The 20,313-nt window shown below is 68.4% G+C and carries 17 protein-coding genes and 1 pseudogene; 7 read left to right on the top strand and 11 right to left on the bottom strand.

Annotated elements, in window-relative coordinates; translation table 11 throughout:
• Positions 1-129: 129 nt before the first annotated feature.
• Positions 130-930, top strand: coding sequence for an IclR family transcriptional regulator (locus ACZ5PP_RS17705; protein ID WP_004303946.1), 801 nt, complete (start codon positions 130-132; stop codon positions 928-930).
• A 645-nt stretch (positions 931-1,575) separates the two neighbouring features.
• Here ACZ5PP_RS17705 and ACZ5PP_RS17700 read toward each other — a convergent pair.
• The 5 genes and pseudogenes from ACZ5PP_RS17700 to ACZ5PP_RS17680 form a co-directional block, all read right to left on the bottom strand.
• Positions 1,576-2,190, bottom strand: a complete 615-nt coding sequence (locus ACZ5PP_RS17700; protein ID WP_138861140.1) for an indolepyruvate oxidoreductase subunit beta — start codon at positions 2,188-2,190, stop codon at positions 1,576-1,578.
• Positions 2,191-2,200: 10 nt separating this feature from the next.
• Positions 2,201-4,075: pseudogene (locus ACZ5PP_RS17695) on the bottom strand (thiamine pyrophosphate-dependent enzyme).
• A 240-nt stretch (positions 4,076-4,315) separates the two neighbouring features.
• On the bottom strand, positions 4,316-5,482 hold the full coding sequence (gene pbpG, locus ACZ5PP_RS17690) for a D-alanyl-D-alanine endopeptidase (protein ID WP_273423068.1): 1,167 nt from the start codon (positions 5,480-5,482) through the stop codon (positions 4,316-4,318).
• 159 nt (positions 5,483-5,641) lie between these two features.
• A complete protein-coding gene (locus ACZ5PP_RS17685) occupies positions 5,642-6,787 on the bottom strand; it encodes a patatin-like phospholipase family protein (RefSeq protein WP_004303940.1) in 1,146 nt (381 codons plus the stop codon).
• 455 nt (positions 6,788-7,242) lie between these two features.
• Positions 7,243-9,516 carry an NADP-dependent malic enzyme gene (locus ACZ5PP_RS17680; RefSeq protein ID WP_464826391.1) on the bottom strand — a complete coding sequence of 758 codons (2,274 nt, stop codon included), beginning with the start codon at positions 9,514-9,516 and terminating at the stop codon, positions 7,243-7,245.
• A 387-nt stretch (positions 9,517-9,903) separates the two neighbouring features.
• Between ACZ5PP_RS17680 and ACZ5PP_RS17675 the strand changes: the two genes are divergently transcribed.
• From ACZ5PP_RS17675 to ACZ5PP_RS17660, 4 genes are all read left to right on the top strand, one after another.
• On the top strand, positions 9,904-11,751 hold the full coding sequence (locus ACZ5PP_RS17675) for a phosphoenolpyruvate carboxykinase (GTP) (RefSeq protein WP_464826390.1): 1,848 nt from the start codon (positions 9,904-9,906) through the stop codon (positions 11,749-11,751).
• 122 nt (positions 11,752-11,873) lie between these two features.
• Positions 11,874-12,170 (top strand): hypothetical protein, encoded by a 297-nt coding sequence (locus tag ACZ5PP_RS17670; RefSeq protein WP_464826389.1) that lies wholly within the window; start codon positions 11,874-11,876, stop codon positions 12,168-12,170.
• Positions 12,160-12,675, top strand: a complete 516-nt coding sequence (locus tag ACZ5PP_RS17665) for a nucleotidyl transferase AbiEii/AbiGii toxin family protein (RefSeq protein ID WP_012584844.1) — start codon at positions 12,160-12,162, stop codon at positions 12,673-12,675. The genes ACZ5PP_RS17670 and ACZ5PP_RS17665 overlap by 11 nt, the downstream gene beginning before the upstream one ends.
• On the top strand, positions 12,672-13,874 hold the full coding sequence (locus ACZ5PP_RS17660) for a pyridoxal phosphate-dependent aminotransferase (protein WP_464826388.1): 1,203 nt from the start codon (positions 12,672-12,674) through the stop codon (positions 13,872-13,874). Before ACZ5PP_RS17665 ends, ACZ5PP_RS17660 begins: the two co-directional genes overlap by 4 nt.
• Before the next feature lie 330 nt (positions 13,875-14,204).
• Here ACZ5PP_RS17660 and ACZ5PP_RS17655 read toward each other — a convergent pair whose 3' ends face one another.
• The 3 genes from ACZ5PP_RS17655 to ACZ5PP_RS17645 form a co-directional block, all read right to left on the bottom strand.
• Entirely contained in the window at positions 14,205-15,113 is a 909-nt protein-coding gene (locus ACZ5PP_RS17655) for a lytic transglycosylase domain-containing protein (RefSeq protein ID WP_464826387.1), read from the bottom strand.
• 358 nt (positions 15,114-15,471) lie between these two features.
• Positions 15,472-15,999, bottom strand: coding sequence for a 1,6-anhydro-N-acetylmuramyl-L-alanine amidase AmpD (gene ampD / locus ACZ5PP_RS17650; RefSeq protein ID WP_043744388.1), 528 nt, complete (start codon positions 15,997-15,999; stop codon positions 15,472-15,474).
• Positions 15,996-16,883, bottom strand: a complete 888-nt coding sequence (locus ACZ5PP_RS17645; protein WP_051021687.1) for a transposase — start codon at positions 16,881-16,883, stop codon at positions 15,996-15,998. Before ACZ5PP_RS17645 ends, ampD begins: the two co-directional genes overlap by 4 nt.
• 209 nt (positions 16,884-17,092) lie before the next feature.
• Here ACZ5PP_RS17645 and ACZ5PP_RS17640 point away from each other — a divergent pair, with 209 nt between their 5' ends.
• Positions 17,093-17,350 (top strand): type II toxin-antitoxin system PrlF family antitoxin, encoded by a 258-nt coding sequence (locus tag ACZ5PP_RS17640; RefSeq protein ID WP_464826386.1) that lies wholly within the window; start codon positions 17,093-17,095, stop codon positions 17,348-17,350.
• Here the strand turns inward: ACZ5PP_RS17640 and tnpC are convergent.
• Genes tnpC through tnpA form a run of 3 tightly spaced genes read right to left on the bottom strand, consistent with a single transcriptional unit; the run spans position 17,333 to position 19,595 of the window.
• The gene (gene tnpC, locus ACZ5PP_RS17635) at positions 17,333-18,949 is read right to left on the bottom strand and encodes an IS66 family transposase (RefSeq protein WP_464826385.1); all 1,617 of its coding nucleotides are present in this window, start codon (positions 18,947-18,949) and stop codon (positions 17,333-17,335) included. The genes ACZ5PP_RS17640 and tnpC overlap by 18 nt on opposite strands.
• 29 nt (positions 18,950-18,978) lie before the next feature.
• A complete protein-coding gene (gene tnpB, locus ACZ5PP_RS17630) occupies positions 18,979-19,338 on the bottom strand; it encodes an IS66 family insertion sequence element accessory protein TnpB (RefSeq protein ID WP_464826384.1) in 360 nt (119 codons plus the stop codon).
• Positions 19,338-19,595, bottom strand: coding sequence for an IS66 family insertion sequence element accessory protein TnpA (tnpA, locus tag ACZ5PP_RS17625; RefSeq protein ID WP_464826383.1), 258 nt, complete (start codon positions 19,593-19,595; stop codon positions 19,338-19,340). Before tnpA ends, tnpB begins: the two co-directional genes overlap by 1 nt.
• Positions 19,596-19,854: 259 nt before the next feature.
• On the opposite strand from tnpA, the gene ACZ5PP_RS17620 reads away from it, so the two are divergent.
• On the top strand, positions 19,855-20,205 hold the full coding sequence (locus ACZ5PP_RS17620) for a type II toxin-antitoxin system YhaV family toxin (RefSeq protein ID WP_004303924.1): 351 nt from the start codon (positions 19,855-19,857) through the stop codon (positions 20,203-20,205).
• The last annotated feature ends 108 nt before the right edge of the window (positions 20,206-20,313 follow it).

Genomic DNA, 20,313 nt, shown 5'->3' with positions numbered 1-20,313 from the left:
GAGTATATCGGTGATGCGACCCCCGCCAAATCGGGGTTGATTTCACTAGGCGAAATCGGATCGCACGGGTACCATTCGCCAGATCTCCTTGCCGGCCCCGGCAAGCTTCCGATCCTTCCCCGAACCTCCGTGCAGCCGAAGAAGACCGAATCCGCCCCCAGTGCCGAAGGCAAGACCTCGATCCAGGTCATCGAACGCATGATGAAGCTGCTCGACGTGCTGGCCGAACATGCCGATCCGGTCCAGCTCAAGCAGCTCGCGATCGAGACCGGGCTGCATCCGTCGACCGCGCACCGCATCCTCGGCGCGATGACGCACAGCGGCTTCGTCGAGCGCTCCGAGGCCGGCGCCTACCGGCTCGGGATCCGCCTGCTCGAGCTCGGCAGCCTGGTGAAGTCGCGCATCTCGCTGCGCGAGACCGCGATGCCCTACATGCTCAAGCTGCACGCCGCCACCGGCGAGAGCGTGAACCTGGGGGTGCGCGCCGGCGACGAGATCGTGTATGTCGAGCGCACCTCGAGCGGGCGCGCCTCGGTGCGCGTGGTGCACATCGTGGGCGCGCGCGCGCCGCTGCACACCACCGCCACCGGCAAGCTCTTCCTGGTCGAGGACGGCCTCGAGCGCATCCGCGACTACGCCCGCCGCACCGCCCTGCCCGCCTCCACCCCGGCCTCGATCACCGCGCTGCCGGCGCTGGAGAAGGAGCTCGACCGCGTGCGCCGCCACGGCGTGGCCTTCGACCTCGACGAGGTCGAGGCCGGCGTGCGCTGCATCGCCGCGGGCATCCGCGACGACAGCGGCGAGCTGATCGCCGGCCTGTCGCTATCGACCCCTTCCGAACGCTTCAACCCCGACTGGGCCCCACTGGTGCGCGAGACCGCCGACGAGATCTCCCGCGCCCTCGGCCATCTTCCGCCAAAGGCGGGATAAGCCCGCTTGCGGGCAGCCCCCCTCGCAGCGGCGACGGCCGCAAGGTCTGCACGCGGACACCGATGCCCCGAGGCCGGATGCGGGAAGACCACGACGCCCGGGGTGGGAGGTGGAAAAACCACGGCGCCCGGGGTGGGATGTGGGAGCGACGCAAGTCGCGATCCTGCGCCGCGGCGGCGACAGGCGTGGTCGAGGCGGAAAGGCTGCAATCGCGACTTGCGTCGCTCCCACGGCAAGACACCGAAGGCCGGATGCGGCTGCAATCGCGACTTGCGTCGCTCCCACGGCAAGACACCGACACCCGGACGCGTGGCGCGAACGCCGACACCCGGATGCGTTGCGACCGAACACCGACGCGCCGAGGCCCGGTGCGGGAAGACCACGACGCCCGAGGTGGAATGTGGGAAAACCACGACGCCCGGGGTGGGATGTGGGAGCGACGCAAGTCGCGATCCTGCGCTGCGGCGGCGACAGGCGTGGTCGAGGCGGAAAGACTGCAATCGCGACTTGCGTCGCTCCCACGGCAAGACACCGAAGGCCGGACGCGGCTGCAATCGCGACTTGCGTCGCTCCCACGGCAAGACACCGACACCCGGACGCGTGGCGCGAACGCCGACGCCCGGATGCGTTGCGCGCCGCGATGGGTCAGGCGGTGGCCGGGGCGGGGGCGGGCTGTGCGACTGCGGCGCGGCCGAGCTCGAAAGCCTGGCGGTTGAGCTCCAGCAGCTCGGGCTTGCGGGCGCCGAAGCGCGCCAGCACCGCGTTGCGCAGCACGTCGGCCGGGAAGGGCAGGCGGTCGGACATGGCGCCGAGCATCACGGTGTTGCCGAGGCGGATGTTGCCGAGCTGCAGCGCGAGCGCGCTGGCGTCGAAATCGAACACCGCCAGCCCGAGCTTGCGCATCTCGCCGATCGGGTCCTCGGGGTAGTCGTAGAGGCCGATCGTCACCACCGGCGGCACGAAGCGACCCTGGTTGACCAGCGCGATCCCGCCCGGCTTGAGCATGTGCGCCCAGCGCAGCGCCTCGGCGGCCTCGAAGCCGACGAGCAGGTCGGCCTCGCCCGGCATGATCTGCGGCGACAGCACCTGCGGACCGAAGCGCAGGTGCGAGGTCACCACCCCGCCACGCTGGCTCATGCCGGCGACCTCGGTCTTCTTGACGTCGAAGCCGAGCGACAGCGCCGCCTCGGCGAGGATCTCGGTGGCGGTCATCACACCCTGGCCGCCGATGCCGCAAACCGCGATGTTGGTGATGGTCATGGCGGCCTCCTCAGACCTTGGCGTGCAGGAACTTCACCGGATGCTCCGGCAGGGCATGGACGATGGCTTCGGGCGCACACGGCTGCACGCACAGGCCGCAGCCGGTGCAGGCGGAGGTCTCGATGCGCACGAAGGCGAGCTCGACTTCCTTGCCCGAGGGCTTGACCTGGGTCTCGCGCCGGGTGACGTGGATCGCCGGGCAGCCGACGTCGATGCAGTTGGCTCAGCCGGTGCACTTGTCCGCGATCACCTTGTAGGGCTGGGTCGGCTTGTAGTGGTCGATCAGCACGCAGGGGCGGTCGGTGATGATCACCGAGGGCTCGGGGATCTTGATCTCCTCGCGCAGGGTCTTGAACAGCGTGGGCAGCTCGTAGGGGTCGAGCGTGTGGATGCGCTCCTTCTTCACCCCCAGCGCCTCGCACAGCTTGGCGAAGTCGACCCGCTGCGCGCTCTCGCCGTGGATGTCGCGGCCGGTGCCGGGGTTGTCCTGGCCGCCGGTCATGCCCACCGCGCGGTTGTCGAGCAGCAGCACGGTGACGTTGCCGCGGTTCCAGGTGATGTCGAGCAGGCCCTGCATGCCCATGTGCATGAAGGTGGAGTCGCCGATCACGGCGATCACCGCCTTCTTGGCGTCGGCCTGGCCGCGGCCCTTGTCCATGCCGAGTGCCACGCCCATCGAGGCGCCCATCGAGATGCAGGTGTCGAGCGCGTTCCAGGGGTGGCCGGCGCCCAGGGTGTAGCAGCCGATGTCGCCCGAGATGGTGAGGTTGCGCAGCTGCGCGAGGGTGTAATAGATGCCCAGGTGCGGACAGGCGACGCACATGGTGGGCGGGCGCGGGAAGACCTGCTGCGGCACCAGGCGGGGCTGCGCGGTGACTGGGATTTCCTCGCCGCGCAGGCGGGCCACGGCCGGGCGCAGGCGGTCGGGCGAGAGCTCGCCGACGCGCGGCAGCACGTCCTTGCCCGTGCAGGCGATGCCGCCGGCACGCAGCTCGCTTTCGACCAGGGGCTCGGTCTCTTCGACCACCAGGAGCTGGTCGACGCCGGCGGCGAACTCGCGCAGGCGCTCGAGCGGCAGCGGGTAGGACTGGCCGAGCTTGAACACCGGCGCGTCGGGGAAGGTCTCGCGCACGTGCATGTAGGCCGGGCCCGAGGTCACGAAGCCGATGCGGCGGTCGCTGCCCTCGACGAGCAGGTTGAACGGGCTCTGCGCGGAGGCGGCGCGCAAGGCCTCCTCGCGCTCGTACATCAGCGCCACGCGCGGCTTGGCGTGGCCGGGCACCATGACCCAGCGCTGCGGATCCTTGACGAAGCCGGCGGGCTCGTGGGCCTCGCGCTCGCCCGCGACGACGCGGCCCTTGACGTGGCAGATGCGGGTGGTCAGGCGCACGATCGCCGGGCAGCGGAAGCGCTCGGACACCGCGAAGGCCTCGCGCGCCATGTCGTAGGACTCCTGCGCGTCGGCGGGCTCGAACAGCGGCAGGTGGGCGAAGCGCGCCCAGAAGCGCGAGTCCTGCTCGTTCTGCGACGAGGACATGCCGACGTCGTCGGCGACCGCGATCACGAGGCCGCCTTCGGTGCCGGTGACGGTCATGGTCATCAGCGCGTCGGCGGCGACGTTGAGGCCGACGTGCTTCATCGCGCAGAAGGCGCGTGCGCCCACCATCGAGGCGCCGAGCGCGACCTCGAGCGAGACCTTCTCGTTCACCGACCACTCGGTGTACAGGTCGGGAAAGCGCGACAGCTCCTCGAGGATCTCGGTCGCCGGCGTGCCCGGATAGGCGGCGGCGACGCGACAGCCGGCGTCGCGCACGGCGAGCGCCACGGCCTCGTTGCCGGACAGGAACAGGCGGCTCGGGGCGGTTTCGGGCAGGGCAGCACCCATGGGGAGATCCTCTCTGGTGGGTTCGGGGTCGGAACCCGCGAGCTTAGTGAGCGCCCTGCCCGGCTCCATTGACGAAGATCAACCGCCCTGCAGTCGTGGTCGCCACGGAGCACCCGCGAGCGCCGCATTCGACGCCGCCTGCACCGTGCTGCCCGGCGCGGACGCGCGCTCCCGCAAACGCGACGCGGGGCCTGCCCCACCGGGCGGCCCCGCGTCGTTCGACCTGCGTAATCGGGAAGCTCAGCCGCCCGCGCCCTGCGGTGCGGCCGCCAGGCGCTGGGGAGCAGTCTGTTCGAGCCACTTGCGCACGCGCTTGGCGTCGGCGGTGCGGGTGTAGCGGCCGGAGGAATCCATCAGCACCATGACCACCGGCTGCTGGTGCAGCCAGGTCTGCATGACCAGGCAGCGCCCCGCCTCGGAGATGTAGCCGGTCTTGGACACGCTGATCGTCCATTCCGGGCTGCGCACCAGCGAGTTGGTGTTGCCGAAGCGCAGCATGCGGCCGTGCACCGGCACGTAGCGCTCGTGCGCGGTGGAGAACTCGCGGATCAGCGGGTAGGACGCCGAGGCTGCGACCATCTTGGCGAGGTCGCGCGGGCTGGAGACGTTGGCCGGGTTGAGCCCGGTGCTGTCATGGAAGCGGGTGTTCCACAGCCCGAGCAGGCGAGCCTTGACGTTCATCGCGTCGACGAAGGCGGCCTCGCCGCCCGGATAGTGGCGGGCCAGCGACGAGGCCGCGCGGTTTTCGGACGACATCAGCGCGAGCTGCAGCATCTCCTCGCGCGACAGCGTGGTGCCGAGCGCGAGCCGCGAGCCGGTGCCCTTGAGCTGGTCGATGTCGGCGTCGTTGATCTCGATCGGCTCGGACAGGCTCAGCCCCGCATCGAGCACCACCATCGCGGTCATCAGCTTGGTGATCGAGGCGATCGGCAACACTTCGGTGGCGTTGCGCTCGAGCAGCACCTCGCCGGTGCGCTGGTTGATCACGTAGAAGGCGTTCGAAGCGAGCACGGGCATGCCGCTGCCGTCGAGCGCGACCGGGGTATCCGGTTCGTCGGCGAGCACCGCGGCGGGGGCGGCGAGCGCGGCGGCGGCGACCGCCGGCTTGCGCAGGCTCACCCGCATCGTCGGCGCCTTGCCGCGGGCGTTGGCGGACGCACGGGTCGCAGCCTTGGCGGAACGGGCCGCCTTGGTGTCGGACGCCGCGGCCTTGGCCACGACGCCCTTCTTCGGCGCGGGCTTGACGGCGGCCTTGCGCACCGGGGCGGTGGCCGCGGCCTTCTTCGCGGCCGGCTTGGAAACCTTGCTCGTCGCAGCCTTGCCGGATGCCTTCGGGGCTGCGATGGCCATGCCGGACTGCAGCGCGAACATCGCGGCAATCGCGGCGATCAGGGGGCGAACTTTCATGATGGCGACGGGACGGAGAGCGGTGGAAGGCGGATTCGAGGCGTTCTGCTTTAAAAAATAGGCAGATACGAAATGGATTTCAAGTTGTTTCCAACTCTGGCGGAATTCTACTCCCGCAGCGGCGTCGCCGGCGAGTCCGCTCGCCACCCCCGCCCCGGGTCAGGAGTCGATGCGCAGGAAGCGGCGCAGTTCGCCGGCGCGCGTCATCGCGTCATGATAGCCGAGCTCGATCAGCGCGCGCGTGAAGCTCGGTTCGAAAAGCAGGTAGGAGAGCAGGGTCGAGCCCTCGCGGCGAAAGGTGCCCAGCCCGCGCAGCACGATGCGCAGCTGTGCCGGCAGGCTGTGCGCATGGCGCGCGGCGATGATGTCGAGGCGCTGCGAGGGCTGGATCACCAGGCACTCGAGCGGACGCAGCGCGATCCCCGCCTCGGCGCGGCGGGCCTCGTCGAGGCGGCCCACCGTGTCGTTGATGCGCGCGAGGCGCTCGAGATCGACCTCGAGGGTGTCGAGGAAGATGCTCGACAAGGCGTGGCCGGCGATCTGCGCCGGCGACGGGTAGCCGCCCGCTGCACGCACTCTCCCCTCCTCGGCGGTGCGTCCGGCGCCGATCACCAGGATGCGGTCGGCGCCGAGGTGGATCGCCGGGCTCACCGGCGCGAGCTGGCGCATCGAGCCGTCGCCGAAATACTCGCGATGGATCTTCACCGCGGGGAAGACGAAGGGCAGCGCCGCGCTCGCCAGCACGTGGCAGACGTCGAGCTCGGCGCGCACGCCCAGGCGCTGCGCGCGCCGCCAGGGCTGCAGCTCGGGCGCGCCCTGGAAGAAGGCGAGGCTCTCGCCGGAGGAATAGCCCGAGGCGGTGACGCTGAGCGCGCGCAGGTCGCCGCGGCCGATCGCGGCCTCGATCGCGGGGAAGTCGAGCACGCGCTCGAGCAGGCCGCGCAAGGGCGTGTTGTCGAGCAGCGAGCGTGGCGTCTGCCGCACCAGCCAGCCGCCGAACAGCGCCGCGCCCCAGCGCAGGCCGCTGCCGAAGAGCGTGAGCGGATCGACGCGGTACACCTGATCCACGTGCAGGCTGCGCCAGACGCGCTGGATGTGCCGCACCGCACGGCCGAAGTCGCCCGCGTGCACGGCGAGCGCGACCGCGTTGATCGCCCCCGCCGAGGTGCCGCACAGGATCGGGAAGGGGTTGCCGGGGCGCTTGCCGCGCAGTTCGCGGACCGCAGCCAGCACGCCGACCTGGTAGGCGGCGCGCGCGCCACCCCCGGTCAGCACCAACGCCGCCCGCCCTTCGTCCGCGCTCATCCGCCCGCCTCCGGCCATGGGATGGCGTCAGCTTCGCGCAGCGCAGGCCGACCGGACAAGGAAGGAATGCGCGGGCGCGGTGCGGTAGCGAGGGGCGTGGTCGATGCGGAAGCGCCGCGATCGCGACTGGCGTCGCTCCCACGGAAAACCGGCGCGGTAGGCGCGACGCAAGTCGCGATCGGGCGGGAAACCGGCGCGGTGGGAGCGACGCAAGTCGCGATCGGGCGGTGCGGTGGCGAGGGGCGTGGTCGGTGCGGAAGCGCCGCGATCGCGACTGGCGTCGCTCCCACGGAAAACCGGCGCGGTGGGAGCGACGCAAGTCGCGATCGGGCGGTGCGGTGGCGAGGGGCGTGGTCGGTGCGGAAGCGCCGCGATCGCGACTGGCGTCGCTCCCACGGAAAACCGGCGCGGTGGGAGCGACGCAAGTCGCGATCGGGCGGCGGGCGCGGCTTCGCTCAGCCCGCCTGCCCGGCCTCGACCACTGTGAGCGCGGTCATGTTGATGATGCGGCGCACGGTGGCGGAGGGGGTGAGGATGTGCACCGGCTTGGCCGCGCCGAGCAGGATCGGGCCCACGGTCATGCCGCTGCCGGCCGCGTTCTTGAGCAGGTTGAAGGCGATGTTGGCCGCGTCCAGGGTCGGGAAGATCAGCAGGTTGGCGTCCTCGCGCATCTTGGCGTTGGGGAAGATCTGCAGGCGGTGGCGGGCATCGAGCGCCGAGTCGCCGTGCATCTCGCCCTCCACCTGCAGCTCGGGATGGTGCTCGTGCAGCATGCGCATTGCCGTGCGCATCTTCTCGGCGGTGGGCGAATCCGCCGAGCCGAAGGACGAGTGCGACAGCAACGCGATGCGCGGCTCGATGCCGAAACGCTTCATCTCCTCGGCGGCGAGCAGCGTCATCTCGACCACCTGCTCGGGTGTGGGGTCGTAGTTGACGTAGGTGTCGGCGAGGAAGAGCGTGCGACCGGGCAGGCTGAGCAGGTTCACCGTGTAGAGGTGGTCGACGCCCTCGCGGCGGCCGAGCACGTCCTCGACGAACTCGCGGTGCAGGCGGTGCATGCCGTAGGTGCCGCAGATGAGGCCGTCGCCGTAGCCGAACTTGAGCAGCAGCGCGCCGATCAGCGTGGTGCGGCGGCGCACCTCCTTCTTGGCGTATTCCACGGACACGCCCTTGCGCTCCATCAGCCCGTGGTAGTGCTGCCAGAGCTGGTTGAAGCGCGGGTCGGAGTCCGGATTGACCAGCTCGAAGTCGCGCTCGGCGGCCAGGCGCAGGCCGAAGCGCTCGATGTTCTTGGCCACGACCTCGGGGCGGCCGATGAGGATCGGGCGCGCCAGGCCCTCATCCACCACCTGCTGTACCGCGCGCAACACCTTCTCGGATTCGCCCTCCGAGAAGATGATCCGCTTCGGGTTCTTGTGCGCGGCGGCGAACACCGGCTTCATGATCAGGCCGGAGTGCCAGACGAAGTTGTTGAGCTGGCTGCGGTACGCGTTCCAGTCGGTGATCGGGCGCGTCGCCACGCCCGAGGCCATGCCGGCCTCGGCCACGGCGGGCGCGATCTTGACGATCAGGCGCGGATCGAAGGGGCGCGGGATGATGTATTCGGGACCGAAGCCGCCGACCTTCTCGCCGTAGGCGGCGGCGACGATGTCGCTCTGCTCCACGCGCGCCAGTTCGGCGATCGCCTTCACCGCGGCGAGCTGCATCTCGTCGGTGATGGTGGTCGCGCCCACGTCCAGCGCGCCGCGGAAGATGAAGGGGAAGCACAGCACGTTGTTGACCTGGTTCGGGTAATCCGAACGGCCGGTGGCGATGATCGTGTCGCTGCGCACCGCCTTGACCTCGTCGGGGAGGATCTCCGGGGTCGGGTTGGCGAGCGCGAGGATCAGCGGATTCGCCGCCATCTTCGCCACCATCTCGCCCTTGAGCACGCCGCCGGCCGAAAGCCCCAGGAACACGTCCGCGCCCTCGATGACCTCGGCGAGCTTCCTGGCGTCGGTCTTCTTGGCGTAGCGCGCCTTGATCGGGTCCATCAGCGCGGTGCGGCCCTCGTAGACCACGCCCTCGATGTCGGTGACCCAGATGTTCTCGACCGGCACGCCGAGCTTGACCAGCAGGCCGAGGCAGGCGAGCGCCGCGGCGCCGGCGCCGGAGGTGACCAGCTTGACCTTCTTCAGGTCCTTGCCCTGCAGGTGCAGGCCGTTCAGCACCGCGGCGCCGACCACGATGGCGGTGCCGTGCTGGTCGTCGTGGAAGACCGGGATCTTCATGCGCTCGCGCAGCTTCTGCTCGATGTAGAAGCACTCGGGCGCCTTGATGTCCTCGAGGTTGATGCCGCCGAAGGTGGGCTCGAGCGCGGCGATCATGTCGATCAGCTTGTCGGCGTCGGGCTCGTCGATCTCGAGGTCGAAGACGTCGATGCCGGCGAACTTCTTGAACAGCACGCCCTTGCCTTCCATGACCGGCTTGGCCGCGAGCGGGCCGATGTTGCCCAGGCCGAGCACGGCGGTGCCGTTGGTGACCACGCCGATGAGGTTGGAGCGCGCGGTGAGCTCGGCCGCCTGGGCCGGGTCCTCGACGATCGCGTCGCAGGCCGCGGCCACGCCGGGCGAATACGCCAGCGACAGGTCGCGCTGGTTGGACAGCACCTTGGTGGGCGTGACCGAGATCTTGCCCGGGCGCGGATAGCGGTGGTAGTCGAGGGCCGCACTGCGGATCAGCTCGTCCATGGTCTTCCTCCTTGGTCTTTTGGGTGTGGGACGGGCGCCATGCCGGCGCGCCGCGCGTCAACGGCGCAAGCATACCGCGGACCCACTTATTTTCGCATTACGAAAACAAAATCTGCGATGTGAAAAATACGTATACCGCGCCCGTCGGAGTCCGTCGCGATAGCCCGAAGCATCACACCGATCGTTACGATCCCGTTCATGGCCGGGGGCTGGCCATGGCATAATTATGGGCTCAACCGTTGGCGATCTGCCCGAGTGGCGCTCGCAAGCGGAAGTCGGAGCGCCCGCCTCGGGCGCCCATGCAGCCCGCCGGCCAGGCAGCCCCTGCAACAACGATGGCCGACCGACGGGAATGGTTTCGCATCACAGCACGGGAGAGCTGTACACATGTCTCAGAACCACGCCCAGGCGGCGATCGCCGCTGCCCCCGAATACGTCCGCCACGAAGGCCTGAAGAAGTGGGTCGGCGAAATCGCCGCGCTCACCGAGCCCGACCGCGTGGTCTGGTGCGATGGCTCGCAGGAGGAGTACGACCGCCTGTGCGCCGAGATGGTCCAATCGGGCATGCTGATCAAGCTGAACCCGGAAAAGCGCAAGAACTCCTTCCTCGCCTGGTCCGACCCCTCCGACGTCGCTCGCGTCGAGGACCGCACCTTCATCTGCTCGAAGAACAAGGGCGACGCCGGCCCCACCAACAACTGGGAAGACCCGGCGGTGATGCGCGAGACCCTGAACGGCCTGTTCAAGGGCTGCATGCACGGCCGCACCATGTACGTGGTCCCGTTCTCGATGGGTCCGCTCGGCAGCCCGATCGCCCACATCGGCGTCGAGATCTCCGACAGCCCCTACGTCGTCACCAACATGCGCATCATGACCCGCATGGGCAAGGGAGCGATCGAGGTGCTCGGCACCGACGGCGAGTTCGTGCCCTGCGTGCACACCGTGGGTGCCCCGCTCGCCCAGGGCGAAAAGGACAGCCGCTGGCCGTGCAACCCCACGACCAAGTACATCGTGCACTACCCCGAGACGCGCGAGATCTGGTCCTACGGCTCCGGCTACGGCGGCAACGCCCTGCTCGGCAAGAAGTGCTTCGCGCTGCGCATTGCCTCCACCATGGCGCGTGACGAGGGCTGGCTGGCCGAACACATGCTGATCCTCGGCGTCGAGTCCCCCGAAGGCGAGAAGTCCTACGTCGCCGCCGCTTTCCCGTCGGCCTGCGGCAAGACCAACTTCGCCATGCTGATCCCGCCGAAGTCCTTCGACGGCTGGAAGATCACCACCGTCGGCGACGACATCGCCTGGATCAAGCCCGGCCCCGACGGCAAGTTCCGCGCCATCAACCCCGAATACGGCTACTTCGGCGTCGCCCCCGGCACCTCCGAGAAGACCAACTTCAACGCGATGGCCACGCTGAAGGAAAACATCATCTTCACCAACGTCGCACTCACGGACGACGGCGACGTGTGGTGGGAAGGCATGACCAAGGAGGCCCCGTCCCACCTGGTCGACTGGCAGGGCAAGGACTGGACGCCGGAGATCGCCAAGGAAACCGGCCGCAAGGCCGCGCACCCCAACGCGCGCTTCACCGCGCCGGCCAGCCAGTGCCCCTCGGTCGACCCGGCCTGGGAAGACCCCGCCGGAGTGCCGATCTCGGCCTTCATCTTCGGCGGCCGCCGCGCCACCACCGTGCCGCTGGTGTACCAGGCCTTCAACTGGAACTTCGGCGTGTACATGGCCTCGACGCTCGGCTCCGAGACCACCGCCGCCGCCTTCGGCGCGCAGGGCGTGGTGCGCCGCGATCCGTTCGCGATGCTGCCCTTCTGCGGCTACCACATGGGCGACTACTTCAACCACTGGCTGCGCATGGGCCACGTGGTCGAGGACACCCCCAAGATCTTCTGCGTGAACTGGTTCCGCATGAACGAGCAGGGCCAGTTCATGTGGCCCGGCTTCGGCGACAACATGCGCGTGCTCAAGTGGATCGTCGATCGCTGCAAGGGCAAGATCGCCGCCAAGGAAACCGCGCTGGGCTGGATGCCGCGCTTCGAGGACCTCGACTGGAGCGGCGCCGACGTCAGCCGCGAGGAGTTCGAGGCGCTCACCAAGGTCGACGCCGACGCCTGGCGCGCCGAGCTGAACTCGCACAAGGAGTGGTTCGACAAGCTGCAGGACCGCCTGCCGCGCCAGCTGGTGCTCAAGCGCGAGCTGTTCGAACTGGCGCTGAACGCCGACTGAGCCTGAGCTTGCCCGCTCCGAAAAAGCGCCGCAGTCCGGCGCTTTTTCTTTTTCAAGCCCGAAATTGAAGCGGCTGGGGGGACAGGCTAGACTAGCTGCTCCCGAGGCCAGGGAAAACGATCATGACGGTTCGACACTTTGCCGACCTGGAGTCGATGTCGCATCACCAGCGCGAGCAGGAGCTGATGCAGGCAATCCGTGTTCAGGGCATGTCGGTCGCTGCCTTCAGCGCCTGGCTCAGGCAGGCCCTCGACCCGCTCCAGCAGCTTGCCGGCCCCGCGCTCGATTTCGATATCGACGCCGGCCGGGCGAGGGCGCGCCACTTCACCAGCCGCGAAGAAAAGCAGCGCTTCGACGAGGCGCGCGAACTCGATCGCGCGCTTCGACTTGCGCTCGACCAGCGTCGTGATGAGCACTGAAAGGAGACGGGCTCCACGGACCAGCGACGTCCGGCGAGTCGCACGAGCCCTGCAGGAACACGGCGTCGAGTATGCGGTGATCGGCGGAATCGCGATGGCCCTGCACGGCTTTCCGCGTGCGACGAAGGACATCGACCTTTTCCTGCCCGTCGCGGCCGAGAACAACAAGCGCTTGCTGGCCGCACTGGCGACGATCCCGGAAAGCCGCGAGGTCTTGCGAGAGCTCAGGCAGGAGTGGCTGGATCAGGGCTTTTCGACCGCTGCGGACGGCGAAATCAGCATCGATCTCCTGTTCGTCGCGGCGGGCCACACCTTCGAAGCGCTTCGCCCACACCTCCAGACGGTGGTCTTCGAAGGCGTCCCGATCCGCACCCTCGATATCGACGGCATGCTGATGACGAAACAGACCTCGCGCGATACCGATCTACCCGACCGCAAACGCTTGCGACAACTGCGCGACGCCCTGCGTGCAGCGCAGGCACACCGCCCCCCGGACTCGAAATGACCGCTTCCCCGACTTTCCGCTCTACGCTGCTCTCGCAACGCGCTGCCGACATCCAGCCCTTCCACGTCATGGAACTGCTGCGCCGCGCGCGCGAACTCGAGGCGCAGGGGCGCGACATCATCCACATGGAGGTCGGCGAGCCCGACTTCGGCACCCCGGCGCCGGTGGTCGAGGCCGCCACCCGCTTCCTCGCCGGCGGCGACGTGCATTACACCCCGGCGCTCGGCCTGCCGGCGCTGCGTGAGGCGATCGCGCGCTTCTATCACGACCGCTTCGGCGCCGACGTCGCGCCCGAGCGCATCGTCGTCACCGCCGGCGCCTCGGGCGCGCTGATGCTGGCGCTCGCCGCCACCACGGATCCGGGCGACGAGTGGCTGCTGCCCGACCCCGGCTATCCCTCCAACCGTCACCTGATCCGCGCCTTCGAAGGGGTCGCGCGCGCGCTCGCGGTCGATGCCGCGAGCCGCTACCAGCCCCGCCCCGAGCAGGTCGACGCCGCCTGGGGCGAGCGCACCCGCGGGCTGATGGTGGCGACGCCCTCCAACCCTACCGGCACGCTGCTGTCGGTCGCGGAGATCGCCGCGCTGCACCGGCGCACCCGCGCACGCGGCGGCGTGCTGCTGGTCGACGAGATCTACCAGGGGCTGACCTACGGCGTGGAGTCGGCCACCGCGCTCGCCGACCCGGTGCTGAACGCGGCCGACGACGTCTTCGTGGTGAACAGCTTCTCGAAGTATTTCGGCATGACCGGCTGGCGGCTCGGCTGGCTGGTGGCGCCGGCGGGCTTCGTGCGCGAGCTGGAGAAGCTCGCCCAGCACTTCTTCATCTCGCCGTCGACGCCGGCGCAGCACGCCGCGCTCGCCGCCTTCGCGCCGGCGACGGTCGCGATCCTGGAGGAGCGCCGCCACGAGTTCGCCCAGCGCCGCGACGTGCTGCTGCCGGCGCTGCGCGCGCTCGGCTTCGGCATCGCCACCGAGCCGCAGGGGGCGTTCTACGTGTATGCGGACGTATCGGCGCTGGCAGACGACTCGGAAGCGCTCGCGCGCCGGATGATCGAGGAAGCGGGCGTGGCCGCGACGCCCGGCCTGGACTTCGGCCACCACCTGCCCCGCCGCCACCTGCGCATCGCGTACACCACGCACGGCGCGCGACTGCTGGAGGCTGCGGAGCGGATCCGCCGGCTGGGACTGGGAAGCTGAGCCGGAGGCCGCTCGCCCGAGGGGTGGGCGGTCGGCGCCTGCGACCGGCGCCAAACTTCGATCGGCGCCCGAATCGCGACTTGCGTCGCTCCTACGGCAAGACCCGCAGAGCCCCGGCGTAGGATGCAGCAACGCCCCACGCCCTCGAAACCGCCCCGGCTGCGATGAACCGCCCCGGCTGCGATGTAGGAGCGAAGCAAGTCGCGATCCCCCCCGCCTGCGATGTAGCAGCGACGCCAGTCGCGATCCCCCACCGGGCGCGGCGTAGGAGCGACGCAAGTCGCGATCCCCCGTCGGACACCCCGCCCGCGCGCTTGCAGGCGCAGGAACTCAGCTCGCCTGCTCCGCGCCGGAACGATCGCGGCCGGCGATCAGCATCAGGCGCTTCTTCAGCGCCATCACCTTGCGCGGATAACGCGCCTTCGGGTCCTTGAGCGAGCCGTTGTAGTACTGCAGCGCGCGCTGCATGCTGCCGTAGCGCTGCAGGCCCTCGTGCAGCACCAGGGTGCCGACGCGGACATTGACCTCGGGATCGAAGAGGACGTTGCGGCCGCGATTGGGGCCGATCTTGTCCTTGTGGTAGCGCGGGATTACCTGCATCAGCCCGAGCGCGCCCATGTTGCTGACCGCGCGGTGGTTGAAGCTCGACTCCACCGCCATGATCGCGACGATCAGCAGAGGGTCGAAGCCGAGTTCCTCGGCGTGCGTCTCGGCCGCAGCCAGCGCGGGCTCGATCGTCTCCTCGGAGACCTGGTAGGTGTCGGCGATCCAGTCGCGCACACGCTCCATTTCGTCCGAGAGCGCGCCCTCTTCCTCGAAGGGGTTGTCGACCAGCGCTGCGATGTCGCGCAGCGCAGGCTGGTGGAACACCGGCGGGATCGGTTCCGCGGCGACCCGCGCGGCCTTGCGCTCGACCAGACCCGGCGCGGCCACCGGCCGGCTTTCGTGCAGCCGCGTCGAGGCGGCCAGCGCCGGCACCGCAGCCACGAAGGACGGTGCGACTTCTTCGGCCTGCCGCGGCGCGAAGGATAGGACCGAGGCCATCGCCAGTTCGGATGCAGTGGGCTCGGCCGGCTGGCTGAGAACGTCGCCGTAGCGCACGTCCATGGCTCCGCCGCTCTGCGTGCCGAGCCAGCCCATGCCCATGAGACTTACAGAAAGAACCGCACCGTGCGCCAGACTGCGCGCCGCGCCGCCCGCCTGACGCGCGAGCGCCTTGAATCGAGTTGCGTGTTTCATGGTGTCCTCCATGCTGTGGCCTGAGCCCTGCCGTGGACGAGCCCTGTGGTGGGGGCCGCCCGGCGCCGCCCTGTGGGGCAGCGTCCGCGTCGCTCGGCGGGTAGGCCGGCACGACGGGCAGGAGTACTCGGTCGCCAGTAGGTGTTAAGACCCTTCGCCGCAACCAGACGACGGGCCCCGCGGTGCGTGCGTCCATGAAACTGCGTCTCCCTTCCAGGAGGCGCCGCACCGAGATCGGATTAGGAATGTTGCAATGCAACAGGGAGCGGATTGTATTCGCTCACAGGTTTATTGTCAAAACCTGACGCCCCCCGGGCAACAGCAAGAAACACTTGAATTTGCGGGAAGTTTCAACCGATCAGCAGCTTGCGCGGCGCTGTTCGCACATCACGTCAAGCCGCTTCCAGTCGAAAAAAGGCCCCGGATCGGTCTTGCGACCGGGCGCAATGTCGGAATGCCCGACCACCGCCTCGATCGGATAGCGCCGCTCCAGCTCGACGACCAGCGCCGCCAGGCGCGCGTACTGCGCGGGCTCGAAGGGCATCGTGTCGCAGCCCTCGAGCTCGATTCCGATCGAAAAATCGTTGCAGCGCTCGCGCCCCTTCCAGCACGACACGCCGGCATGCCAGGCGCGTCGATCGGGGTCGACGAAGCACAGCAGCTGGCCGTCGCGGCGGATGAAATAGTGGGCGGACACGCGCAGGTGGTGGATGGTCGCGTAGTAGGGATGGGCTTGCGGATCCAGGGTGTTGGTGAACAGTTGCTCGACTCCGGGGCCGCCGAATTGGTCGGGGGGGAGGCTGATGGCGTGGATGACGATCAGGCGGACGAGGGCGCCGGGCGGGCGCTCGTCGTGGTTGGAACACAGTGGGGTCAGGTCTTTCATTTACTCGTTTGCTCGCTTGCTCGCCCGGCGCCGGGAGGCTGGCGCGCCTTCCGGCCCTTGGCGACGATCCGGCTGATCGAACTGTAGTGGAGGCCGAAGAATTCGGCGAGTTGCGCGAGGGTGAAGGCGCCGGAGGCGGCGGCCTCGGCGATCGCGGCATCCCGCGACGGACAGCCTTCCGAGTACGCCTGCAAGGACGCGCCCTGCGGGCGGCGCTGCAGCCGCGGCACTTCGTTCAGGCGCCCGTCGTCCGGCACCGTGCGCGCCATCTCGTCGGCGAAGGCCTGGCTGCCCAGGTAGATCTGCGCGTTGAGACGGTCCCAGATCGGCGGCAGGCCGACGCCCGCGCGGACGAAATCTTCATATCGACGCACGGCGGCCGTGCGCTCCGTCCCGAACTGGCCCAGCACCCAGTCCGTCGCCAGCCAAGGGGGCGGATCGGCCAGCCCCATGAGCGCGCGATGGCTGCTCCAGGGCCACTCGCGCGCATCGCCGCAGAGGCCCGCGCGCACGGGATTGAGCACCACATAGCGGGACAGCTCGACGAGGTAGGCGTCGGCCTCGACCAGGATCGCCTTGTAGCGCCCCTGGAAGACGTGGCCGATGCGACCGTGGCGTCGATTCACGGCCTGGGTGTACACCCCGTTCAGCTGCCTCATGCCACGGGAGAGGTTCGCCTCGGCCGTCTCCACGACCAGATGATAGTGATTGCCCATCTGGCACCACGCGTGACAACGCCAGTTGAAGCGGTCGCACACCTCGCCGAAGACATCGAGCCACAACAGGCGATCGGCATCGTCGGCATAGATCGGCTCGCGACGGTCACCCCGCGAAGTCAGGTGGTACACCCCTCCGGCAAGCTCGATTCGCAACGGCCGCGCCATGATCCTCTCCCAGGGCAGGAACAGTGCGAATTATCCCGAATAGATAATCCGGAAGGCAAGACCAAAGCAAGAGCTCGCGTCCACGGCGGGGGCGGGTGAATGAGCAAATGAAAGACCTGACCCTAGGGGTCCCCTTTATTTCCGCCACTTGACAAAGTAAGGATCGTTCCTTACTTTCAGCCTCAATATCGATTCCCCGGAGGCTCACCATGCCGGCAATTCACGAAGTCGCAACCATCACATCCAAAGGTCAGATCACGCTACCCAAGTCCATTCGTCAGGCCCTGGGGGTGGATGTTGGAGGCAAGGTCGCCTTCGACCTCACCGGCGACCGAGTGATCGTGACGCGCGCAACCGAAATCGCGCACGAGGATCCCGCAATCGGCAGCTTCCTCGCTATTCTCGAAAAAGATATCCGTTCCGTAAGCGCTCAGCCAGCGGCGTCGTTGCTATGCCACGCGCCTTGAGATATCCGAGCGCAACGGCGCCTTGCCGAAGTGCGGCTTCCACAGCCTGGGCGTGAGCTGTGCGACGTCGGCGGCCGGGTGCTGGCCGACGCGCTGGAGCACGTCGACGAGATAGTCGTACGGATCGATCTCGTGCAGCCGACAGGTTGCGATCAGGCTCTGGACGACGCCGACGTGCTGGGCACCGAGCTCGGTCCAGCTGAACATCCAGTTTTTTCGACCGATCGGAATCGGCCGTAGCGCCCGTTCGAGGTGGTTGGTGTCGATCGGCACCTCCGGGTCCGCGAGGAACACCTCCAGGGCGGCTCGCCGCTTGTGCGCGTAGGCGAGCGCCTTGGTCAGCGGGCTGCTGGGCAGCAGCCCCTGCGCATCCAGGCGTTCCTGCACCCAGGTGAAGAAGGCCGCCACGATCGGGCGGGCGTGATCGAGCCGGTACTCGCGCTTGGCCTCACCCTTGAGTTTAGCGTCGCGGATCTTCGCTTCGACCGTGTAGAGCGCACCGATGAACTCGAGCGCCTTGGCCGCCAGCTCGGGCTCGGCCGCTTCGGCGTTGATGAACTCACGGCGGCAATGGGTCCAGCACTGTGCGTGCGTGAGCCCGGTCTTGCTGGCGTAGGTCTCGTAGGCACCGTAGCCGTCCGAGAGCAGCACACTGCCTTCGACCGGCTTGAGCCCGAGCACCTTCTCGACGTTGCTGTGCGCGCGGCTCTCGAAGAAGGGGAAGCAGATCTCGTGCAGCTCGCCATAGACCGGCCAGAAGTAGCAGGCCTTCATCTTGCCCGGGCCGGCACGGCCGGCCTTGATCGGGGTCTCGTCCATGGCCTTGACGCGGCTGGCGCGGATCGAGGCCAGCTGCGCCTCATAGATCGGCGTGAGCAGCGCCCCCGCCTGCGTGGCCAGTTGCGTGAGCCAGGCGCGGCTGACCGTGATGCCGGCGTCGGCCAGGCGCTGATGTTGGCGGTAGAGCGGCAGGTGCCAGGCGAACTTGTCGAGCAGCAGCCCGACCAGGAAACTCACATCAGCGCGGCTGCCCTCGATCACCCCGGCGGGTGCTGCCGGACAGTGGATCGTCTGCGTGTCGCGGCGCTTGATGACCGGGCGCACATATTTGAGGATCACGTAGCTGCCCGGGCGCTGCGCCAGGCGGTGGCTGACCTTCTCGCCGATCACCTCGAACTGGTCGGGAGCCAGCCCCTCGGCCTCGGGGTTGGCGAGCGTGATGGTCTCGACCGGTACGCGGGTCTCGTCGAAGAACAGCGCCGATTCGTCCTTGCTCTGGGCGAAGTCGATGCGCGAGGCGCGGCGGGTGTGTCCGGCCACGGTCTTGCCGGGGACATCGGGCTGTGTGTCGGGGATCGGCAACTGGCCAAGATACATCTGCGTCGGGTCGGGTGACACCAGGCGCTTCTCGCTCTTCTGGCCGAAGAGCTGGCGGCGGAACCACTCGAGCTGATGCTTGAGCGCCGTAAATTCGAGCCGCATCGCCTCCAGGTCACGCTGCAAGGCGACGTTCGTCTGCACCAGTTCGACGATACGCTCGGGCGCCCACTGGGCGGCCTCGGCAAAGGTCGGAACGGGCACAGAATGTGGTGCGGGCATGACCCAAATTTTACCGCAAAGCCCAGCATTCATGCGGGTTTCACGACGTTCGCAGGCAGCCTGAAACGGCGCTTGTAGCGTGCCGGTTCGATGCCTTCGAGCAGCAGCTTGAGCCCGGTCCAGTCCATCTGGCGCGTGCTGACGTGCGCCCAGTTCGATACGAAGCGCCCCTGCTCGAGGCGCTTGGCCCACACGCAGAATCCAGTGCGATCCCAGTACAGCACCTTCATCTGCGTGCCGCGCCGATTGATGAACACGAACAGCTCACCCGACAGCGGATCACACCCGAGCGCCTGACGGGTGAGCGCGTAGAGCCCATCGAAGGATTTGCGCATGTCGACCGGGCGGCCATAGACATGGACCCGGACGGCGCCTTCGGGGAAGAACATCAGCCGCGCGACAGGTGAAGGATCACGCCGTCGCCCAGATCGAGCCGCAGCTCGAAGCGACCCGTGCCGCCGAGTTTGAGCGTGCCGGCGTCGACGAAGCCCGTGGGCTCGGGCACCTGCTGGGCGGCCGGGCGCACCGCTGGCGGCGCCTCATCGCCCAGTGCGCTACGCCAGCGCCGGAACGTCGACTCGCTCAGTCCCTCCCGTACGCAAAAGGGCTCGACTCCCAACCCACTCTCGGCAAAGCGCGCGAACACGGTTTGCCATTCCTGGCGGCTACGCCGCTGCCACTTGTTGATGCTCGTTGTCGCCCTCGTCACTGCCGCCTCCTCCCTGATGAACTGGGGAGGGATTGTTCCGCGTGAGGGTAGGCGGGAGAACAACGCCGCGCAGTGACCGGTTACTCCGTTCCGGCCGGCACATCACGATGCTACCCGACGATCTGACGCGCTCGATGCTCGCTGCGCTCGGCAAACACGTGGATCTGCGCGAAGACATCGAAGGCGACGTCGCGCTGTGATCCAGCGTCACGGATGGAATCTGCTCTTCCACGATTGCCTGATCGCGCAGCTCCAGAAACTGGATGCCGCTGCCGCGCGCGTGCGGGCGCAGGATCCAGAGCGCTACGAATCCAACGCAAACACCAAGCTGTTTGCCGCGCTGGCGAATTTGATCTTCGAGACCGTTCCAGGCGATCCGAACAGGGAAGAATACCGACAAGGCAATACCATGGGGCCGGGGTTCAGGCACTGGCGCCGCGCCAAGATCGGCCGGCGCTTTCGGTTGTTCTTTCGCTTCGACTCCAAGACCAGAATCATCATCTTTGCCTGGGTGAACGACGAGAACACCTTACGCTCGGCAGATTAGGAAGGTGGCGGCGTAAAACGCGAAATCGTGGCCTGTCCCCGACTTCCGTTGCGCACCAGGCGCTCGGACCGCGGGGAGCCCATCAACCCGCGCAGCTCGAGCACATCG

Source organism: Thauera sp. DNT-1 (genome assembly GCF_055393985.1).
Note: the sequence above shows the minus strand (reverse complement) of the source record. Positions and strands in the feature narration are given on the sequence as shown.

Coding starts and splice junctions, on each gene's coding strand:
- ACZ5PP_RS17670 (WP_464826389.1), top strand. CDS start 11,874: ATGACGGTTCGACACTTTGCCGACCTGGAGTCGATGTCGCATCACCAG.
- tnpC (WP_464826385.1), bottom strand. CDS start 18,949: ATGCCCGCACCACATTCTGTGCCCGTTCCGACCTTTGCCGAGGCCGCC.
- ACZ5PP_RS17655 (WP_464826387.1), bottom strand. CDS start 15,113: ATGAAACACGCAACTCGATTCAAGGCGCTCGCGCGTCAGGCGGGCGGC.
- ACZ5PP_RS17680 (WP_464826391.1), bottom strand. CDS start 9,516: ATGGACGAGCTGATCCGCAGTGCGGCCCTCGACTACCACCGCTATCCG.
- ACZ5PP_RS17640 (WP_464826386.1), top strand. CDS start 17,093: ATGCCGGCAATTCACGAAGTCGCAACCATCACATCCAAAGGTCAGATC.
- ACZ5PP_RS17685 (WP_004303940.1), bottom strand. CDS start 6,787: ATGAGCGCGGACGAAGGGCGGGCGGCGTTGGTGCTGACCGGGGGTGGC.
- ACZ5PP_RS17700 (WP_138861140.1), bottom strand. CDS start 2,190: ATGACCATCACCAACATCGCGGTTTGCGGCATCGGCGGCCAGGGTGTG.
- ACZ5PP_RS17675 (WP_464826390.1), top strand. CDS start 9,904: ATGTCTCAGAACCACGCCCAGGCGGCGATCGCCGCTGCCCCCGAATAC.
- ACZ5PP_RS17665 (WP_012584844.1), top strand. CDS start 12,160: ATGAGCACTGAAAGGAGACGGGCTCCACGGACCAGCGACGTCCGGCGA.
- tnpB (WP_464826384.1), bottom strand. CDS start 19,338: ATGTTCTTCCCCGAAGGCGCCGTCCGGGTCCATGTCTATGGCCGCCCG.
- ACZ5PP_RS17660 (WP_464826388.1), top strand. CDS start 12,672: ATGACCGCTTCCCCGACTTTCCGCTCTACGCTGCTCTCGCAACGCGCT.
- ACZ5PP_RS17645 (WP_051021687.1), bottom strand. CDS start 16,883: ATGGCGCGGCCGTTGCGAATCGAGCTTGCCGGAGGGGTGTACCACCTG.
- ampD (WP_043744388.1), bottom strand. CDS start 15,999: ATGAAAGACCTGACCCCACTGTGTTCCAACCACGACGAGCGCCCGCCC.
- pbpG (WP_273423068.1), bottom strand. CDS start 5,482: ATGAAAGTTCGCCCCCTGATCGCCGCGATTGCCGCGATGTTCGCGCTG.